Source organism: Bradyrhizobium sp. CCBAU 051011, from assembly GCF_009930815.1.
Lineage (GTDB): Bacteria > Pseudomonadota > Alphaproteobacteria > Rhizobiales > Xanthobacteraceae > Bradyrhizobium.
The window spans coordinates 5,005,089-5,024,459 of sequence record NZ_CP022222.1 but is presented as its reverse complement, the minus strand read 5'-3'; the positions used below and the strand labels follow the sequence as shown (position 1 = coordinate 5,024,459).

General features: G+C 61.3%; 12 protein-coding genes and 1 pseudogene. 6 read left to right on the top strand and 7 right to left on the bottom strand.

What is annotated here, in order from left to right; all coding sequences use genetic code 11:
* Position 1: 1 nt before the first annotated feature.
* The 3 genes and pseudogenes from ACH79_RS23380 to ACH79_RS45155 all read right to left on the bottom strand — a co-directional run.
* A complete protein-coding gene (locus ACH79_RS23380; RefSeq protein ID WP_161853111.1) occupies positions 2–847 on the bottom strand; it encodes a J domain-containing protein in 846 nt (281 codons plus the stop codon).
* A gap of 941 nt (positions 848–1,788) precedes the next feature.
* Entirely contained in the window at positions 1,789–4,329 is a 2,541-nt protein-coding gene (locus tag ACH79_RS23375; RefSeq protein ID WP_246738079.1) for an AAA family ATPase, read from the bottom strand.
* A 126-nt stretch (positions 4,330–4,455) separates the two neighbouring features.
* A pseudogene (locus ACH79_RS45155) lies at positions 4,456–5,109 on the bottom strand (adenylate/guanylate cyclase domain-containing protein); the annotation flags it as partial.
* 493 nt (positions 5,110–5,602) lie between these two features.
* On the opposite strand from ACH79_RS45155, the gene ACH79_RS23370 reads away from it, so the two are divergent.
* The 5 genes from ACH79_RS23370 to ACH79_RS23350 all read left to right on the top strand — a co-directional run bounded on the left by ACH79_RS23370 (position 5,603) and on the right by ACH79_RS23350 (position 12,670).
* Complete coding sequence (locus ACH79_RS23370) at positions 5,603–5,827, top strand: hypothetical protein (protein ID WP_161853109.1); 225 nt, start codon at positions 5,603–5,605, stop codon at positions 5,825–5,827.
* Positions 5,828–6,525: 698 nt separating this feature from the next.
* On the top strand, positions 6,526–6,894 hold the full coding sequence (locus tag ACH79_RS23365; RefSeq protein ID WP_161853108.1) for a hypothetical protein: 369 nt from the start codon (positions 6,526–6,528) through the stop codon (positions 6,892–6,894).
* A 361-nt stretch (positions 6,895–7,255) separates the two neighbouring features.
* Positions 7,256–7,771 carry a Spy/CpxP family protein refolding chaperone gene (locus ACH79_RS23360; RefSeq protein ID WP_161853107.1) on the top strand — a complete coding sequence of 172 codons (516 nt, stop codon included), beginning with the start codon at positions 7,256–7,258 and terminating at the stop codon, positions 7,769–7,771.
* Between the two features lie 1,019 nt (positions 7,772–8,790).
* Positions 8,791–10,167, top strand: a complete 1,377-nt coding sequence (locus ACH79_RS23355) for a cation-efflux pump (RefSeq protein ID WP_161853106.1) — start codon at positions 8,791–8,793, stop codon at positions 10,165–10,167.
* Between the two features lie 193 nt (positions 10,168–10,360).
* Positions 10,361–12,670 (top strand): PAS domain-containing sensor histidine kinase, encoded by a 2,310-nt coding sequence (locus ACH79_RS23350; protein ID WP_161853105.1) that lies wholly within the window; start codon positions 10,361–10,363, stop codon positions 12,668–12,670.
* A 1-nt stretch (position 12,671) separates the two neighbouring features.
* Here the strand turns inward: ACH79_RS23350 and ACH79_RS23345 are convergent, their stop codons facing one another.
* The 3 genes from ACH79_RS23345 to ACH79_RS23335 all read right to left on the bottom strand — a co-directional run bounded on the left by ACH79_RS23345 (position 12,672) and on the right by ACH79_RS23335 (position 16,587).
* Positions 12,672–13,562, bottom strand: coding sequence for a LysR family transcriptional regulator (locus ACH79_RS23345; protein ID WP_161853104.1), 891 nt, complete (start codon positions 13,560–13,562; stop codon positions 12,672–12,674).
* A 228-nt stretch (positions 13,563–13,790) separates the two neighbouring features.
* The gene (locus ACH79_RS23340) at positions 13,791–15,488 is read right to left on the bottom strand and encodes an adenylate/guanylate cyclase domain-containing protein (RefSeq protein WP_371419467.1); all 1,698 of its coding nucleotides are present in this window, start codon (positions 15,486–15,488) and stop codon (positions 13,791–13,793) included.
* Positions 15,489–15,600: 112 nt separating this feature from the next.
* The gene (locus ACH79_RS23335; RefSeq protein ID WP_246738076.1) at positions 15,601–16,587 is read right to left on the bottom strand and encodes an ABC transporter substrate-binding protein; all 987 of its coding nucleotides are present in this window, start codon (positions 16,585–16,587) and stop codon (positions 15,601–15,603) included.
* Between the two features lie 255 nt (positions 16,588–16,842).
* Here ACH79_RS23335 and ACH79_RS23330 point away from each other — a divergent pair, with 255 nt between their 5' ends.
* A complete protein-coding gene (locus tag ACH79_RS23330; protein WP_161853102.1) occupies positions 16,843–17,691 on the top strand; it encodes a metal-dependent phosphohydrolase in 849 nt (282 codons plus the stop codon).
* A 33-nt stretch (positions 17,692–17,724) separates the two neighbouring features.
* Here the strand turns inward: ACH79_RS23330 and ACH79_RS23325 are convergent, their stop codons facing one another.
* Positions 17,725–19,368, bottom strand: a complete 1,644-nt coding sequence (locus ACH79_RS23325) for a winged helix-turn-helix domain-containing tetratricopeptide repeat protein (RefSeq protein WP_161853101.1) — start codon at positions 19,366–19,368, stop codon at positions 17,725–17,727.
* Positions 19,369–19,371: the final 3 nt, after the last annotated feature.

Genomic DNA, 19,371 nt, shown 5'->3' with positions numbered 1-19,371 from the left:
GTTAGCGCGTACCGGCGTCGGAAACAGGCTTGCTTCTACTCAAGGCATCAATGCGCTTGGCTTCGGCCACATCGGAAAATGCACCCTTCTGATCGCCCATACGGTGCAGGACAATCCCGCGATCAACATAGCAGTCCGAACAAGCGGGATCCTGCTGGATCGCCAGATCGAAATTGGCCAAAGCGATGTACAGATCCCCGCTACGATATGCCGAGCTGCCTCGTTCGCGATAATATTTGACGTCTTTGGGCTTCGAGTCAGTAGTCGGGACAACATCTCTTGCAGCAGAAGCACTGCCTGTCGTCACCGCAGGTGAAACGCTGGCCACCTTGGTCGGCTCTTTGAGGTCCTGCGGATTCAGGTCCGCCCCGACATCTTCAAGCTTGTCGCCTGGGCTGGCTCGCTCCTGTGAAGATAGTTCGGTCGATCTGCCGGCGACTGTTTGCACTGGTTCGTACCTGGATATCTCAGTCACCGCTGCGGAAGCGAGCGGCAGCCTTTCCACAGGCTTAAGTAGCAGGTAGCCACCGATAAACACTGTCGCCGCAACCGCACTCGCCATCGCGTCAACGCCGAGCCTGCGGATGGCGGCGGCGAAGGCACTGCGCTTTGGCTTCTGGCGCTGCTGCCGGCGCGCGGCCTCGAGCAGCCGATCATAGGCCTCTCGTTGCCGTTGATCGCTCAGAATGGCGTTAGCACGCACGATCCGCCGAAACGTGTGTGCAGCTTCCGGATTACCGGGATTGAGGTCAGGATGGTTCGCCTTAACGGCCTTGCGAAATGCAACTCGCAAATCTTCCGCGTCGTCGTCCGGAAGTGCGCCAACAATATCGTAAAGAGTTTTCATAACTACTCTCTAAAAAGTTAATACTCTTCAATTCCTCCCCAGCAAAGCACAGTAAAATCGAATCCCACCGGCGAAAACGTGAAACGGCGGCACGGCAAAAGAACGACAAAATTAAGGACGAACGCCACACCATTGTCATCTGGAAGACACAGGGCTTACGCCTCGACAGTGGATGCTGAGCACAATCTAGAAGTGCGCGCCGCACCTGTGCACGGGTCATGCGAAGCGCAACCGACACGCAGTCGGCGGTGAGGCGCTGGCTACCCTGGGTTGCTACCGGACTGGCGTTCGCTGTCGAGCCGGCTCGATTTCGCACGTAGCTGACGCCTGCAGCAAGATCAGGCGGTCGCGCGCAGCCTTCTCTGCATCCTGATAGCACTGTCGCTCGTACTCGACCTTCAAGCGGGCCCACCGATCCGGATCCACGGTCTTCAGGTCGGATATTTTGAACTCGCAATCGGGCGCAGGCTGTGGGGAAAGCAGCGCCGGGTCCGGCCGCCGAATTCTTGGCTCCGAATATCGACGCTGTTCAGAGGGGCGGCGGGCGCGCACGACCGCACGGGTGGGAGATGCTTTGACTTCGCGCTGGGCTGGATTGAATTCACGCGGCGCGGGATTGCGCGCGCAACCGGCGACCGAGATCGAGAACAGGACAGCGCAGGCGGCCAGCAACTTTGGGGCGTGCGATTTCAAGCTGGCGGAATGCAGCCGCCCGGTTAGAAGTCCGCAAGAATCCTGAGCACGAAACGCTGCACCAGCGATCGCCATGACAATGCTTCCGTAGCAACGCGAGCCGTGTTGGAGCTGCCGATCAAAAATGAAATGCCGCGAGAAACGCGGCGATCATGAACGGAAAATTTGAATCGAACTCTAATAAGTACGATGAATGAAACCTAAATCATCCGCGGTGGCGACCGGCTCGTTGATGACCGAAGGCGCCTTCAACTGATCTCGCCGAGCAAGGCCTTGGCCTTTCGCAGATCGCTGGTGTCAAAGCCTTCGGTGAACCAATCGTAGATGGGCGCGAGAAGGTCACGTGCCATTTTCCGTTTGCCCTGACAGTTCAAGAGCCGCGCCGAGCTGGTGGCCGCGCGCAATTCCCACGATTTTGCATGCTGCGCTCGCGCAATGGCCAGGGAATGCTCGAAATACGCTTGCGCCTTCGCCTCGTCCCGCTGCGGCCATCTGAGCGCGATTTCACCGGCGACACGATGAACCTCAGCCTCGCACCATCTTTCCTTGGTTTCCCGCATCGCTGTCATTGCGTTGCCGACGCAGCGCCAGGCATCATCGAATTGGCCCGAATCCGCATGCGCAATTGCCAGCATGAACTCCTGCTCCGGCGTAAATATCGTCGATCCGGCCGACCGCCATAGATCAATACCCGTCGAGACGGTCTCGACCGCTTTCGCGGCTCCCGTCAGGGTCAGGATATAGCCCCGCCGCAACACGCCTTCCGCTTTCCGGAACGGAGCGCTCTTCTCCTCCGCCAGCGCGACAAGCTCTTTGAGATGCGTATTTGCCGCGTGGTAATTCCCGCAATAGGTATTAACAAGGATCGGAAAATTCAGCGTAAACATCAACGTGGCCGCATGATCGATCTGGCGCGCTTCCATCAGCGCGCAGTCTGCGTCGTTCAGCGCAGCCTGGGGATAGCCGAGCAGCCATGAGGCCATTGAACGGAAGGCCAGGCACGTCACCCGCAGGTCCTGGCCAAATCGCGTCATCAATCGGCGGTGCTCGGCAGGACGATAGAGGGCGAGGGCTTCGTTGTAGTGCACCTTCGCTCCCACGAGGTCTCCCCTCAGCGCGAGCGTACTCGCCATGGTGCGGTGCCCGATCATGCGCGGCACCGCCGCCCCCTCGTTCTCGCCGAGCGCCAGAAACCGCGCCGCGAGCTCGCGCGCAACGTCACCATTAAAGTTTATGAAATTGACGATCCACTGCCCAAAGAGGGTTGAGAGCAGCAACGAGGGGTCATCGGGAGACTCTCCAAGCTGTTCCGCTTGCTCGATAAACGCCCTCGCCTGCGCCACGGCAGTCTTGGTTTCGGGCGCGCCGTATCCCTTGACATGCATCAGCGTGTTCAAGAGCGCAACTTGCAGGATGATCTGCTCGCGCCGCAGGTCGGGCGTGCTGGGCAACGTTGCTATTTGCGCCAGAGCCTGGTCAAGCTGTTCTGCTGCTTCGATCAGCGCCGAGCGCTCCTGTGACCGCTGTCCCGCCTTGCCCCACAGCCGCGCTGACTTCTCGATCAGGTCGGCCTTTGTGTAGTGACGAGCGAGTAGTTCGGGCTGGCTATCGGCTATTTCCGGGAACTGGCTTTCAAGGATTTCGGCGATGCGCGCATGCAGCGCGCGCCTCGGCTCTCGCAGCAGCGTATTGTAGGCAACGTCCTGCACCAGCGCATGCTTGAACAGGTAGCTCGCATGCGGCGGGGTGCCGTGTCGAAACAGCAGACCCGCCGCAACGAGCCGTTCGAGGTCGGAGTCCAGTTCTTCCTTTGGCTTTCGCACAAGCGCAGCCAGCAACATGTGGGAAAATGCCCGGCCGATCGCCGCGCCGACCTGCGCGATGTCTTTCGCCGGGCCGAGCCGGTCGAGCCGCGACATCAGAGAAGCCTGCAGGCTCGCCGGAACCGCCACGACAGGCGTCGGCGTCCCCGCAAAGGTCCGCTGCACATCACTCTCACCCTCAGCGTCCAGCACCGCTTTGGTCATCTCCTCGGCGAACAGTGGAATGCCGTCGGTGCGCTCGATAATGTCCTGGCGGATGCCCGCCGGCAGCGATCGGTTGCCGACGACTCCCTCGATCAGGAAATCGATGTCGCGCGGCGCCAGCCGATTGAGGGTCAGCTCAGTCACGTGCGGCCGTCCAGTCAAGGGCGGTCTGAATTCCGGCCTGAAAGTAACGAGTATCAAGAGCCGGTGGCTCACGGCCAGGTCCGCCGTCCGGGCGAATAGTTCGAGGCTGGTTGGATCGGCCCAATGCGCATCTTCGAAAATCACCAGCACGGGATTGATCCGCGCCAGCGTCTCGATTTGCGAAGCAAGAGCTTTCAGTGTTTTCTGACGACGGAGCTGCGGCTCCGCTTCAACCGCAGGGTAGCGTCCATCGTTGGGCAGCGACAGCAGTTCGGCAAACAGCGCCGCATCCTGAGGTGGCGTGGAGCTTTGCGCCAGCAACGCGTCAAGCTTGTCCCTTTTTACTTGCTGGCTGTCATCGTGAGCAAAGCGAGCGGCGCGCAACATCTCGCCGATCACCGGATAGAGCGTGCTGTCGGTATGCTGCGGTGAGCAGAAGCAACGCACACGTATGTGCGGCTCGCGAGCAAGCTGTTCCAGCAGCGCGACGGTGAGCCGTGATTTGCCGATCCCCGCTTCACCGGAGAGCAGCACCACCTGACCTTCGCCGCCCTTGGCCCGCTTCCATCGGCTCAGCAGCAGCTCCATTTCTTCATCACGACCGATCAGCGGCAGCAAGTCGCGGCTTTGGAGAGCGTGCGATCGGCTGGTCACCGCTGTCTTGCCTGCGACTTGCCAGGCAGCGACTGGTTTTACCAATCCCTTGATCTCGACCTTACCGAGATCGAGATACTCGAACTGCGGTCCCGCGATCGTCTTTGTGCGACCCGAGATAACAACACAGCCGGGCTCGGCGAGCGATTGCAGTCGGGCGGCAAGATTCGGCGTATCGCCGAGGATGCCATGCTCCTCGGAAATCGCGCTATCAGACATATCGCCGACAATCGCAACGCCCGTTGCAACGCCAACGCGCGCGCTCATCTTCGCTTTCGCGGGCAAGGCGGCGATCGCTTGCACCAGTGCGAGACTGGCCTGAACGGCGCGCTCCGCGTCGTCCTCGTGCGCGTGAGGATAGCCAAAACATACGACCGCGCCGTCCCCATGATGTCGCGCGACAAAGCCGTCGAAGCGGGCAACGGTTTCAGCAATGCAGCGCCGGTAGCCGGCAATGATTGCGCTGAAGTCTTCGGGATCGAGCCTCGCGGAAAGTTCAGTCGACCCGACCAGATCACAAAACAGTACGGTAAGCTGCCGGCGCTCGATCGGCCGCGCGTCACGCGCCGTCGTCGCCACCGCGTGAGATTCCACGCGTAATTTGGTCCCGCAGTCGCCGCAAAACCTGTTCAGGGCCGGGTTCGCCACGCCGCAGGCCGGACAACGCCGCACGACCGCCGCTCCGCACTGGCCACAGAATTTTCTTTGCTCCGGGACTTCGGCTGCGCAATTCGTGCAGTGCATCCGTACCTCAACGGACATCAATAACGCCAATACGATGCGTCGAAAGTCGAGCGACCCATATGATCTTGGTCACAACTCCGGGTCATCGGTCTCAGGGTTCCACAATGATTCTAAATCGGAAGCCAGCGTTTGGAGTTGACCATGTCAGGCCCACCTCTAAAGCGTGGCGGTGCTGCGAGATCGCAACGCGTGTTTTCGCAGGATGGGTAGAGAGCGCAGCGAAACCCATCGCCGGTGTGAACGGACGCATTGATTGATATCGCGGAGCCTGTCATCGGGCGCGCGTTCGCGCGACCCGTTGGCTCCCCATCCTACGAACCGCAACCGAACGACCTGCAGGTGCTCGTCATATGTTGTGCACGCGGTGGTCCGGTCGCGATACCGAAACGCAACAGGCGACCACAATCAGATCGCAGGATCAGAGTTGTAATGAAGGAACCAGCCAGACTCAGGTTAGATTCAGTGCGATTGAAACTTGGCTGGGGGCTGGACAATGCCATACTTCAATTTTGATCTCGTCATCGGTGCGGAGTTCAAATACCAGGGCGGTATGATCCTCGAGAATACGGAAAACGCGATCGATAAAGCTGAAAGCCTCGCGAGCGAGCTACGTATCGTTCGTCCCGAGCTGTGTTCCACCGGATGCGCCGTGCGCGTCACCGACGGTGACAGTAACGAGCTCTACCGAACTCCGGTCGAGCTCGCCGGCCGCGGATGAAATCGTTCCGTCGCGCACGATGCGCGCGTTGAGCGCACGCGGCCGAATTAGTCTATAGCTCACGGCAAGGGCGCTAGTTGCGTTGGCAGCGATTTCTTGCCTACGGGGCAGCCCGTTGATCCCTTGGGCGGCTGAATCCGAGCTGAAGATTCCTCGGAATGGCTCGGATCAGATGCCCTCGGATCAGATGCCGACGACTCAGTCGCACGCATAAACTCGGCTACGACGGTATTCGATGACCATTCGACGTAACTAACAACGGCGAACGCAAGTGCGAGCAAGATGAGAAGCTCGACCACCACCGTGGCAGCCATTCCCCGCCAACTGATGTGGCTGTTGAACAAGGGCATCGCACGCCTCCCGAAACCGGGTTTGCGAGGGCGTTAAATCAACTCGCGATTTCCAGATGTGAACCGCCTCACATATCACGCTCACTTGATGCCGCGACGGAACGACGGACGTCTTTTTGCGTGGGTCCGTCGCGCCATGCGTATGATTGGGGGAAGAGAAAGGTCAGGAGGTACCGGTAATAATACGGGCCGCTTGTGCGGTAGAACACCAACAGAAAAACAACAGTGGTGCTTAAATGAGCGGGTCGCTCAGAAAATGCGATTCCATTTTCCTATGAGTGTGGCCTGATTGGTTGCCGGAGAATTCGTGTGATTCGCGTTTGGTGACAGTCCAGAATGGAGGCTGCCATGAAAGCGTTCGGTCGCGTACTGACGGCATTCGGTCTTCTTGTCTTGTTTTCCTTTCAGGCTGACGCGCACGATCCGTCGATGCCCAACCACGAATGGTTCAACAAGCAGGAAATGAACGCCGCCGCTCGGAAGCGTCTCGGTGTTCCCTGGAAATCCTGCTGCGACAACGGCGACGTCTTCAAGACCCGCTTCAGGGTTGGCGAAGATCGCTCGGACCAGTGGCAGTACCTGAAAGACGGCGAGTGGAAAACCATCCCGCCCGACATCATAAAAGAAGAAGACACGCCTGATCGCGTCCCCGTGCTGTTCATTAACCGGCACACGGGAATCGAGCTTTGCTTCTTCCTACCGCGAGGAGGTCTTTGAACCCGCAGCGTGGAGGCTAATCCTACTGCGTCATGCCCCTTACGGTGCGGAGCGCGTCTCGAACCATGAGGCCGCAGGCGGGCCTGCATCCTTCGAGACGCCGCGGAGCCTATCATCGGGCGCGCGTTTGCGCGACCCGTTGGCGGCTCCTCAGGATGAGGATTTGAATGGGTGTGACGCAGTAGAACTATCGGCGAGAGTTGATGTCCGCCGCCGAATACCGGCGCACGGGCGGACACACCGGTAGCTTGGTGTGCGCATCAAAGGACTTTCTCTTGTCCCTTGATTTGGATCAACGCGATTTCGCGGACGCGATCTCTGTTGCGCGATGCCTGGGGGCCATCTACCTAGGAGATCGCCGATGATCAAAATAGTAGTGGTTGGAGCAACTGCACTCTTCCTTACGGCATCGCCGATTGCCCACGCGCAAACTCCCTCTCCCGCGACTCCGGAACGGCTGAATATAGCCGACCGGAATTCGCTGACGGACTTGCGCATTGAACTGGTGAAGGCCGCGTTGCAGCTCACACCTGACCAGGAAAAATTATGGCCGCCTGTCGAGAGCGCCATTCGTGCCAGGGCGGAGGACCGGAAAGCCCGCGTTGCAAAAGTCTCGGAAACGGTGGGCAGACGGGTCGACCAGAACTCCATCGAGGTCATGCGCAATCGTGATCCCATCGCGTTCATGCAACGACGCTCGGAAGCTTTGGCTCAACGATCAGCCGATTTGGACAAGCTCGCCGAAGCGTGGCAGCCACTCTACAAGACGTTTAGCCCCGAACAGCGGCGGCACATGGCGGCCCTCGCGCTCTTTGTACTCCATGATATGAGCGAGGCCGTAGAACGGCGCCGTGCACAGCCCGACGAAGAGGACTGAAGCAAGGCAAGTCGAATAATGAGCTGCCGCATCGTGCGCGGAGCATATGCGGTTGACTGATTTCAAGCCTGGGCAAAGTCGGCTTTGGGTCAAGGGCCGACTTCCCCAGGCTTTTCTGTCTGCTTCTGCCTACGAAGGCGGAAGCCAGTGCGTAGGGCGCCTTAGTTCTGTTGGTGCAGAAGTCAGCAACCGGCCGTGCGGCTTTGTCCCGTTCGTTGGCAAATATCCGGCGGGCGCAAAAATCGATTTTTCTCGAATAATCTATTTTCCATAACAACTTCAACGTGATTTGCCCGTCCAGCCGTCGCATCAAAATATTCCGCTTCGTCCTCACCCCAAATCACGCTTACAAATCCCGCCATCCCGTCCCGACAAGAGGGGCGTTGGCCATCGTCACGAACGTGGGGCGGGATGCGGTGGACGCGGCAGCGTCGGCGCGAGAGGCTGTTCGCGGGGCGGCTTTGGCCGTGAGCGGACACGGCGCGCAGGACGTACGGCGCTGAAGCGTACGGCAAAACCGTGTGGTCCTGACACCCGTGGCTGGTGCCAAGCTGCCGGTGGCGAGTTTGATCCGACCGGATCGATTGGTCATCAAGCCGGCAGCGATGGAGGCAAGAGGAATTCGTCTCCAGGGAGAGCTCGGCATAAGCCGTCAAACCATCGCGCAGGGAATGCCGGAGTGCCTCGGCTGTACCTGTATGTTCGTGTGCGTTTTTCCTTTCGCTATTTGCACACGAGACCGCGGGTGCAGCAAGCACCCGGCATTCCCTGCGCCCTCTTCTCCTTGGGCGAATGAATTTGCAAAGCTCGGGCTGAGCGCCGCGAGAACGCGGAGGTGTATTCAATGGCTGCCACGTCATTGCGAGCCAACGGGGCGCGCATTCGCGCGACCCGTTGGCTCGCAATGACGGTCTCCAAGCTCAGGTACAATTCGCAACAAATGCTCCTGCAAACGAGTTGCGATAGCGCCTGCAACCCCTGCCTTTCATGTTAGCTGCCCCCCTGCTAAACCGCCGGCCATGACCAAATCCCCTACACTCAAGACCAATGTCGCGGCGATCTCGATCTTCGCCAGCGCCGGCATGGCGGCGGCGAAATTTGCGGTCGGCATCGCGATCGGCTCGCTGGCGCTGATCTCCGAGGCGCTGCACTCCTCCGTCGACGTGATCGCGACCGTCATCACCTGGCTGGTGGTGCGGGTGTCCGACCAGCCGGCCGACGCGGAGCATCACTACGGCCATGGCAAGTTCGAGAGCCTGTCGGCGCTGTTTGTCATCGCGCTGCTCTATGTGCTCGCCGGCGGCATCCTGGTCGAATCCTGGAGCCGGCTGAGCGAGGGTGCGCCGCCGCCCACCCTTTCAGCGATTCCCTTCGTCGTGCTGGTGATCGATATCGCAGTGAATTTCTGGCGCGCGCGGGCGTTGCATCGCACGGCGCGCCAGACGCGGAGCCAGGCGCTGGCGGCGGATGCCCTGCATTTTGCCTCCGACGTGCTCGGCTCGATCGCCGTAATCATCGGCCTCGTGCTCACCGGCTTCGGCTTTGCCTGGGGCGATTCGGTCGCGGCCATTGCCGTAGCCGTAATGATCTCGATCCTCGGCCTGCGGCTCGGACGCTCCACCATCGAAACCCTGCTCGACCGCGCGCCGGAGGGCGCTTCGGAAAAGGCGACGGCCGCGATCCGCGCGGTACCTGGCGTGGTCGGCGTCGAACGCGTGCGCGTGCGCATGGTCGGGCCGACGCATTTCATCGACGCCATCGCCAAGGTGCCGCGCACCTATCCGATCGACCGCGTCGAGGCGATCAAGAAGTCCGCGCAGGCGGCCGTCAGCAAGGCGCTCGGCGACGCCGACCTCACCTTCACCGCGGTGCCGGTCGCGCGCGACAATGAGAGCGTGCGCGAGCGCGTCATGGTGATCGCCCGCAATTCCGGCCTCGCCGTCCACCATGTCACCGTGCACGATCTCGGCGAGAAGCTGATCGTCAGCCTCGACCTCGAAGTCGACGGCGACATGGAACTTTTGGCCGCGCACGACATCGCCCACGACCTCGAGCACAGCATCCGCGAAGATTTTGGCGAGGACGTCGAGGTCGATACCCACATCGAGCCGCTCGAGCCGGAGCTGCCGCACGGCACCGACGCCGCGCCCGGGCGCGTCGAAGAGATCAAGGCCGCGCTGATGCGCTTTGCCGGCAACGGCGCGATCCACGACATTCACAATGTGCGTGTACGCGACACCGACGCCGGCGAAATCGTTAACTTCCATTGCCGCGCCGCGCAGTCGCTGAGCGTCATCAAGGTGCATGAGAGTGTCGACGAGATCGAGCGCGCGCTGCGCCGCGCGTTCCCGTCGATCAAGCGCGTGATCAGCCATGCCGAGCCGCCGCGCGCGTAGCTTTGCGGACCCGTTCCCGTTTCGGACTCGCCTCGGCGATGCCTTAATTTGCGTTGGACAAGATTTATTTCGAATTAACGAATCGTTGACTCTCGACAGCCCCAAAAAAGTGGATTCAAATCGTTCTGATTCGGAAGCTGTGTGGCGCGCTTCCGATCAGTGTGCAAAAAGGCTTTCGGCGGGGGTCTACGGCATGGCGCGAGCGCACGCGGCGAACGCGTACGTTCAATCCGATTCGATCAAAGGATTGGCGCAATCGATCGCGAAACCTGCCTATCACCGGCTGCTCACCGCCGAGCCGGCGCTTCGTCGCGCCGTGCCGACGCTCATCATCGCCTTCCTCATCACAATCTGCCTCGGCGCCTTCGTTCAGGTGATCGACCAGAGCCGGCAGAAGCGCGCTGCGATGAAGCGCGACCTCTCTGCGCTCACCGATCTGCTCGCCGAGCGCCTCGACCGTGTTGCCGCGGTTCGGCAGGACCGCGCCCTCAATATCGAGCGGCTGCAGAGCCTGCTGCCCGACCTGATCCCGGCCTGGGGCGTTGCCTCTGGCCGCCATGTCATCATCACCGGCGCCGATCACCGGATTCTGGCCCGCGTCCCGGTCGAGGGCGCCCTCGGCGGCAGCGACCGCGTCCTCGACGTCATCAGCACGGCGCAACTGCTCGCCACGCCCGGCCAGCAGGGCGTCATCAACGACATGACGCTGCCGAACGGCAATGGCGCCATGGCGATTTCGAAGCTGATCAAATCGCTGCCGGGCCAGGTCATCGTCATCCAGGAAAAGAACGAGCCGCTGTGGGGTTCGGATGCCGCGCTGTCGGTGACGCTGTCGGCCACTACCGGCTTCGTCGTGCTGATCCTCGGCTTCGCCTTCCACTGGCAGTCGACCCGCGCCCGCGAGGGCGATCTCATCAACGATGCAGTGCGCGGCCGGATCGACACCGCGCTCAATCGCGGCCGCTGCGGCCTGTGGGACTGGGATCTGTCGCGCGGCCGGATCTTCTGGTCGGCATCGATGTTCACGATGCTCGGCCTCGATTCCCGCAATGATCTTCTCACCTTCGGCGAAGTCAACGCGCTGGTGAAGTCCGACGACATCGACCTGTTCGAGATTGCCGACCAGATGATCGCCGGCAAGCTCGACCACATCGACCAGTCGTTCCGCATGCAGCATACCGGCGGCCACTGGATCTGGCTGCGGGTGCGCTGCGAGCTCAGCCAGACCCTGGCCGACGGCGGGCTGCATTTGATCGGCATCGCGGTCGACATCACCGAGCAGAAGAGCCTCGCCGAAAAGACCGTGGAAGCCGATCTGCGGCTGCGCGACGCGATCGAGACCATCCCGGAAGCCTTCGTGCTGTGGGACGCAGAAGACCGCCTTGTGCTCTGCAACTCGCACTTCCAGCGCCTGCACAAATTGCCCGATACGGCGGTGACCCCCGGCACGTCGTATGAGACCGTGATCGAGGTCGGCAGCATGCCGGAAGTGCGCACCAGACTGCAGGAGACCGGCGCGCAAGCGCCGGGAGCGCGCACGTTCGAGGCGCAGCTCGACGACGGAAGCTGGCTGCACATCTCCGAACGCCGCACCAAGGACGGCGGCTACGTCTCGGTCGGCACCGATATCACCCGCATCAAGGAGCACGAGCAGAAGCTGATCGAGAACGACGCCCGTCTGCGCGCCAACGTCATCGATCTGAAGCGCTCGCAGGCGGAGCTGGCTGACCTCGCCGAAAAATATTCGCGGGAGAAGAACCGCGCCGAGGAAGCCAACCAGGCCAAGTCGAAATTCCTCGCCAATATGAGCCACGAGCTGCGCACGCCGCTCAACGCCATCATCGGCTTCTCCGAGATCATGGGCAGCGGCATGTTCGGCGTGCTCGGCTCGGACAAGTATCAGGAGTACTGCCACGACATCCTGACATCAGGCAAATATCTGCTCGAAGTCATCAACGACATCCTCGACATGTCGAAGATCGAGGCCGGCCGCATGAAGCTCGACATGGAGCCGCTCGACCTGTCGAAGATCCTGGCGGAGTCGCTGCGCGTGGTCTCGGGCCGCGCCGAGGACAAGAACCTGACGCTGGACGCCGATATCGAACGCACCATCTCCGTCGTGGCCGATCGCCGTGCGGTCAAGCAGATCTTCGTCAACCTGCTCTCCAATGCCGTCAAGTTCACCCCCGACGACGGCAGGGTCACGGTGCGCAGCCACGTACTGCCCAATTCGATCGTGCTGATGATCGCCGATACCGGCATCGGCATCGCGACGGCCTCGCTGCAGCGGCTGGGCAAGCCGTTCGAGCAGGTCGAGAGCCAGCTCACCAAGACCTACCAGGGCTCGGGCCTTGGCCTTGCCATCGCCCGCTCGCTGACCAGCCTGCATGGCGGAACGATGCGGCTGCGCTCGAAGCTCGGCACCGGCACCGTGGTGCGCATCGTGCTGCCACGCGAACCCGAGCAGCCGAAGGCAATGGCAAAGATCGGGGCCGCCGCCTGATCTACTCCAGCGTCGGCGCCACCTCGCGGGCGACCTGCACCAGCGCCGCGATCAGCGGCGTCATCGGGTCGCGCTGCGGGACCACGAGGCCGATGCTGTAGTCGACGACGGGATCGACGATCGGAATGCTGCGCACGGAGTCCGACAGCCCCAGCGTCTCCGCGAGCTTGGCGGGCATCACGCTCGCCCAGCGCCCGGTCTTCACATGCGTGTAGAGCACCAGCAGCGAGTTCGAGGTCAGCGTCGGCGTCGCCTCGGCGCCGACGGAGGCCAGCGCGCGATCGATGATGCGGCGGTTCTGCATGTCCGGCGTCAACAGGCACAGCGGCACTTGCCCGACCTCCTTCCAGGTGACCCGGTCGCGATCGCCGAACATGGCATCGGGCGCCGTCAGCAGGCGATAGCTCTCGTTGTAGAGCGGAATGGTGCGGACCTTGCCGATCGGCTCGTTCTCGATATAGGTCAGCCCGGCATCGACCTCGAGATTTTCCAACAGGCCCAGCACGTCGGCCGAGGTGCAGGACTGGATCCGAAAGCGCACGTCGGGATAGCGCGCGCGGTACGGTGTCGTAAGCTGCGCCACCATGCCGAGCACGGTCGGGATCGCGGCGATCCGGATCTCGCCGGAGAGCTTGTCCTTGAGGCTGTTGATCTCCTGCCGCATCGCCCGGGCATCGCCGACAATGCGCCGCGCCCAGTCGAGCGTGCGCTCGCCTTCCGGCGTGAAGCCCTGGAAGCGCGAGCCGCGCTGCACCAGCATGACGCCCAGGATCTCCTCGAGCTGCTTCAGGCTGGTCGACATGGTCGGCTGCGTGACGCCGCAAGCTTCCGCAGCCCGTCCGAAATGCCGCTCCTTGGCGAGCGCGAGCAGAAGTTCAAGCTTGTCGATCAAGGCATCATTCCCAGGAAGTTAAAGATCCGGTGGCAAGGGTCCCCCGCCCGGCTGCCACAAATAGCACGGGCGGGCGGGGGCCCATACTTCAAAAGCGGCGTCGGATGAGCATGTTGCGGGATCATTGGGCTATCAAATTGAGCCATTTCCAGCCGTTATCGTGCCGGCCTACGAGGATGGGTGGAGCGAAAGCGATACCCATCGCCATGCCGGCTGGCGTTGAAGCCGTTAGCTGACGAGATCCAACTCAGGCGATGTGTGACGCCGCATCGGGACTCCGGTCCGGACCACGGCGAAAACCTCGAGAGCATGATCGTAGCCCTTGATGGTCCGCTCTCCGATCGATGCAAGCGCGATACTGTCCCTGACATGCTCGGTGACAACCGGGTCCACCAGTATCTGCGCGTCATCAGCCAAATCGCAAAGCCGCGATGCAAGATTGACCACGTTTCCGATGGCTGTGTAGTCGAGGCGTTCGTGCCAGCCGAGCGTTCCGACGGTTGCAGGTCCCATCGCGATACCCACGCCGAATCCCATGGCGCAGCCAGCGGCGTTCCAGGCCCCGGCCAGGGACTGCACGGCAGCTTGCATGTCGATCGCAAGGCGAACGCCGCGCTGCGCCGGGTTCTGGCAAGCCACGGGCGCATTGACGAGGACCATCACGCCGTCACCGGCGAAGCGGATCAAGGTCGCCTCATGGCGGGCCGTGACGGTGCCGATGGCTTCATAGTACTGCCTCAGCACGGCCAGAATTGCATCGGGCTCGGCACGCGCGGTAAACGCGGTGAAGCCACGCAGATCGCCGAAAATCGCGACCACCTCCCGCCGCTGAGCATCCAACAGCCCCTGATCGGAGTGCTCAACCAGTTCAGCCACCTGCGGCGCCAGGAACTGTTTCAGGCGATTGATACGCTCGGACTTCTGCTGCGAGACCGCGAGTTCCTCCGCCATCTGGTTGAACCGGACCGCCAGCTGCTCCAGTTCGTCGCGGCTCTGGATCGTGATGCGATGGTCGAGTTGCCCCATCCCGATCCGTTCGACGCCGGCCTCCAGTTGTCGGATCGGTCCCCACATGCGGCACGCTCGCCAATAGGCTAGGACAAGCGCGAAGACGATTCCGAGGCCAATGAGTATCAGGGAACGCCAAAGCGCCGCGCGGATGGATTCGAACGCCTCCAGGACCGGCTGCTGGGCGATCACCGTCCAGCCCACGTTGGGGGCGCGCACCGAGAGTGCAACGACGGGCGTACCGTCCTCGCCTGTCGTGGTGACCGCGGATCCGTTCGCAGCGCTGACTTCTGACTCCAGCCGGTTGAAATCGGCTGCCCCGGCACCGCTGCGCAGCACCAGGCTGATGTCGGGGTGGGCGATCAGCCGTCCGGAATCGTCGACGACAAGGGCGTGGCCGGTGTCGCCGATCTTGATCGCCGCGATGATGTCCCAGATCAGTTTCAGGTTGATGTCGGCGACGACGACCCCGGCGGCCGCACGGTTTCCCGCCACGGCGATCCGCATGTAAGGCTCGGAATCACGCCGATAGTGCACCGGGCCGTACCAGACCCCGTTGGCGCGTGCGCCGACAACGGCAGGATCGGCCGACATATCAGCGCCAGGGCCGGTTCGGTTCATGCTGACGCGGGAGACGAAAACGCGTTCGGTGCCGGTCGGGTCGATCAGCGAGAGCGAAACGATCGCCGGCACCTGCTGCAACAGACGCAGCCCGTCGATCCGGCGCCGGTCGTCCTCGCCCTGCGTCCACGGAAACTGCACGACCCAGCCGAGCTGATCGCGAATTCCATCGGTGAAGGCCTGAATCCGATCGGCCGCCGAGCGGGCCTCGACCCGGAGAAGCTCATCCAGATCGAACCGATTGTCACGAAAGGCAAACCAGGCTTCGGTTGCCGAGCCGAGCAGCAGCGGCACCACCACTGCGACGAACAGCGTGGTGAAATACTTGGCGAACAGGGAGCGGCGCGGACGGATCACCGAAAGAACATCCAAGCAAAAGTGTTTCAAACCAATATGAGATATGCCCGATTCATTCGATCACCCTGTTGGCGCGAAACAGGACGGACGATTTGTCGAGGTCAATGCCGAGTTGTTCGGCCGTCCTGAGATTGACGACCAGTTCGAACTTCGTGGGTTGCACGACGGGAAGATTGGCCGGCTTCTCGCCGCGCAAGATCCGATCGGCGTAGGTCGCGAGCCCAAAATAGGTCGCGCGCTGGTTGGCCCCATAGCTCAGCATTCCGCCAGCCTCACAATATTCGCTCCAGCCGAACATCGACGGCAGCCGATGCGCGATGGCGAATTGGGCAATCTTGTTCCGATGTACCATCGTGAGAACATCCGGGAACACCAGCAAGGCGTCCGCACGCGCCTTACCCGCCGCGGCAAGCCCGCTGTCCAGTTCGTTCGGACCGGCGAAGGGAACATAAACCGTTTCAATGCCCAGCTTGGTCGCGGCCTCCCTGGTCGCACGCCACTCCGATTGCTCTCCCGGATGGTTGCTGTTCGAAAACACGGCAAGCCTGCGCAGGGTCGGCACGACCTCCTTGAGCAGCTCAACCCTCTTCCCCGCCAGTTCAAGCGACAGGAACGTCGAGCCGGTGAAATTGCCGCCGGGCTGACCAAGACTGCTGACGAGGCCCAACGCCACCGGATCACCGCTGAGGGCAAACAGGACGGGAATGTCCTTGACCTCCGTCAGCGCACGCGTCGCAGGACCGCTAGATACCGCAAGATCGATGTTGCCGCGCCTCAGCTCGGCGACCACCTCGCGCAGCGCCTGGGGATTGCCGAAGTGAAGTTCGAGGGTGAGGTTCCTGCCCTCGATGTAACCGCGCGCCCGCAATCCCTCCCTGAACCCATCCAGAAACGGGTCGGGCTGGGATTGGATGGAAACCCAGAAAATACGATAAACTTTTGCCGAATCCTGAGCGAATGCGGTGACCGGCCAGGCCATCGCAGCACCCGCAAGCGCCATGAATTCTCGTCGTTTCATGCCGACGAATATGACCTGCATCGGCGCGCCGCGCTTAGAGCCCGTATGCAGATAATCTGAAGATAATCTTGATTTTGGCTTGGCAGGCGGTCGCCGGTCGCAGCCAGCACTCCTGCCCAAATACGTCACGGCAGCTGACCCACCGTTATCAAACCCCAAGACTCCCTGTGGGCGGCATGAACGGGGCGATCCGGCCTATCCAAACAAACGTGCTATTGTGCTGCACCGATACGCGAATGTTGCGCCGACACCACACAATCGAGATGGGGTGTTCAGATGATCACAATCCCGGAACTGGTTGCGCAGGCCCTGGGATCGTTCCTGGCCTCGGATACCAGAAGCAGATTCGGCTCCTCCCAAGCCCGGCTGGCTGAATATCTCCCCTATGCAGCCAGGCTCACATTGGAATGCATCGGCAACAGCGACGCCCTGTATCACAACATCGAACACACCATGCTCGTGACCCTTGCGGGCCACGACATCCTCATGGGCCGGACGATGCTGCGGACAACGACACCGGACGATTACACCAATTTCATCCTGGCGTGCCTCACCCACGACATCGGATATGTTCGCGGAATTGTCCAGGGAGATGACGGGGACTCCTATGTCGCAGATCTCGGCGGCCGTACCATTCGCCTGCCACGCGGTTCATCCGATGCCGCGCTGGGGCCGTACCATGTGGACCGCTCGAAGCTGTTCGTCTTCGAGCGGCTCGACGGTACCGACGAAGTTGATGCGAGCCGGATCGCCAAGGCAATCGAGTACACGCGATTCCCCTATGTTGCCTCATCGTCAAACGACGAACTGAACGAAGAAGAGGGCCTGTTGCTGCGCGCGGCCGACCTCATCGGGCAGCTCGGCGACCCCAACTACCTGAAGAAAGCGAATGCCCTGTTCTACGAATTTGAAGAAGTCGGCATGAACAAAACGCTCGGCTACGAGACGCCGGCAGACGTCGTTTACAAATATCCGCAATTCTACTGGAACAACGTCGCTCCGCAGATCCAGACGGCAATACGCTATCTCAATGTCACCTCAAGTGGACGTCAATGGATCGCAAACCTGCACAGCAATGTTTTCCGGGCCGAGCGTGAAATGAACTTGTCCGGCCCGCAGCCGTGATCAAAGTCTAGAGTCATCGGAACGGAAGGGGCTCTAGGCCTTTGCAACACCGGCTACACGCAATCCTTCGACGAACCGATTGATGAAGCCCACATCATTGCAGAAGAAGAACTCCTGTCGCGCCGTTTCAGTGTTGTAGTTTGGCTTGCGTTGCAGCAGTTCCGTGGCCACCGATTCCGCCTGCGCCCGATCCCCGAGAAGTCCGAGCGACGCTGCAAGTGTCGCAAACGCCTGATAGGTAGCATTGGGCTGCCGTGTCGCCCGCCTCGCGAATTCGACCGCTATGTCATACTCGCCCAGGGAGAAGTGCGCCCACGAGCGGACATGGTGGAAAGCAGAAATATGGCTGTCGCGCGGACTAAGCATGATTGCCCGATCGAGCAGCGTCTCCGCCTCGATCTCCCGTCCGTACCACAGCATGTTGAACCCTTGAGCGAAATAGGCCTGCGCAAAGCTCGGATTGAGCTCCAGCGATACGTCGAGCGCTGCCAGCGCCTCGTCGTTCTGATGGGTCAGGCACAAAGCGCGTCCGAGCGCGCAGTGGCAGAAGCAATCGAGCTCGTCGAGCGCCACCGCATGGCGCCCCTGGCGCAACGCCGTTACCAGCCGCACCGCGCGATCTTTCGGTTCGTCAATGAACGCGCGTTGAATATTGACGTAGCTGAGAGCGCCATGGCCGCGCGCAAAATTCGGATCGGCGGCAATCGCCCGCTGAAAATAGGTTTCGGCCGAGTCGAATCCCGGCGTGGTGAAGCGCCACAGATTCCATAAACCGCGCTGGTAGCAATCCCAGGCGTCCAGGCTTTCCGGCGCCTTGCGGGCAGCGAGCTGCTGCTCGACCTTCGACAGTTCGGGCTCGATCGTTGCAGCGATCTGCCTTGCCATCTCCTCCTGGATATCGAAAATATACTCCAGCTGCAGGTCGTATTTATCGGCCCACAATTGCTTTCCATCCGCAGCGCGGACGAGTTCCGCCGTTATCCGCACAGTATCGCGGTTCTTCCGAACGCTGCCGACCAACACATACCGGACGCCCAGCGACTCACCGATTTCGCGTGCATCAACCACACGTCCCTTGAACGCAATGGTCGAGTGTCGCGAGATGACCGAAAGCCACCGGTTACGGGCGAGAAGGCGAATGATGTCCTCCGTCAACCCATAGCTGAAGTAGTCGTTCTCGGGGTCATCAGACATGTTACCAAACGGCATCACGGCGATCGACGATCGCGTGACGGCCTCGGCCTTTACGGATTCCGAGACGATATCATCGAGGCGGGACACTTCGGCGGAAACCGAGACGCGGCCTGGAACGTTGCCCGGCACGTCTGGAACAAGCCGAGCCGCCTCCGCATCGGCTTTCGGCGCATCGATCGCCTGAACATCGCCGACAAACCGGAATCCCCGCTTATGCAATGTCCGAATAAAGAGCTGGTCGTTTCCGTTGTCGCCAAGCGCGCGCCGGGCGCCGTTGATGCGACTGGAGAGCGCGGCTTCGGAAACGATCCGACCATTCCAGACCGTCTCGATCAGCTCGTCCTTGCTGACGATCCGGTCATGGTTGCGCACGAGGTGAACGATGAGATCGAATACCTGGGGTTCGATATGCACGGCTTCGCCTCGCCGGCGCAGCTCATGCTGGCTGAGGTCGATTTCATACTCGGCAAATCGGTATTGCAATAC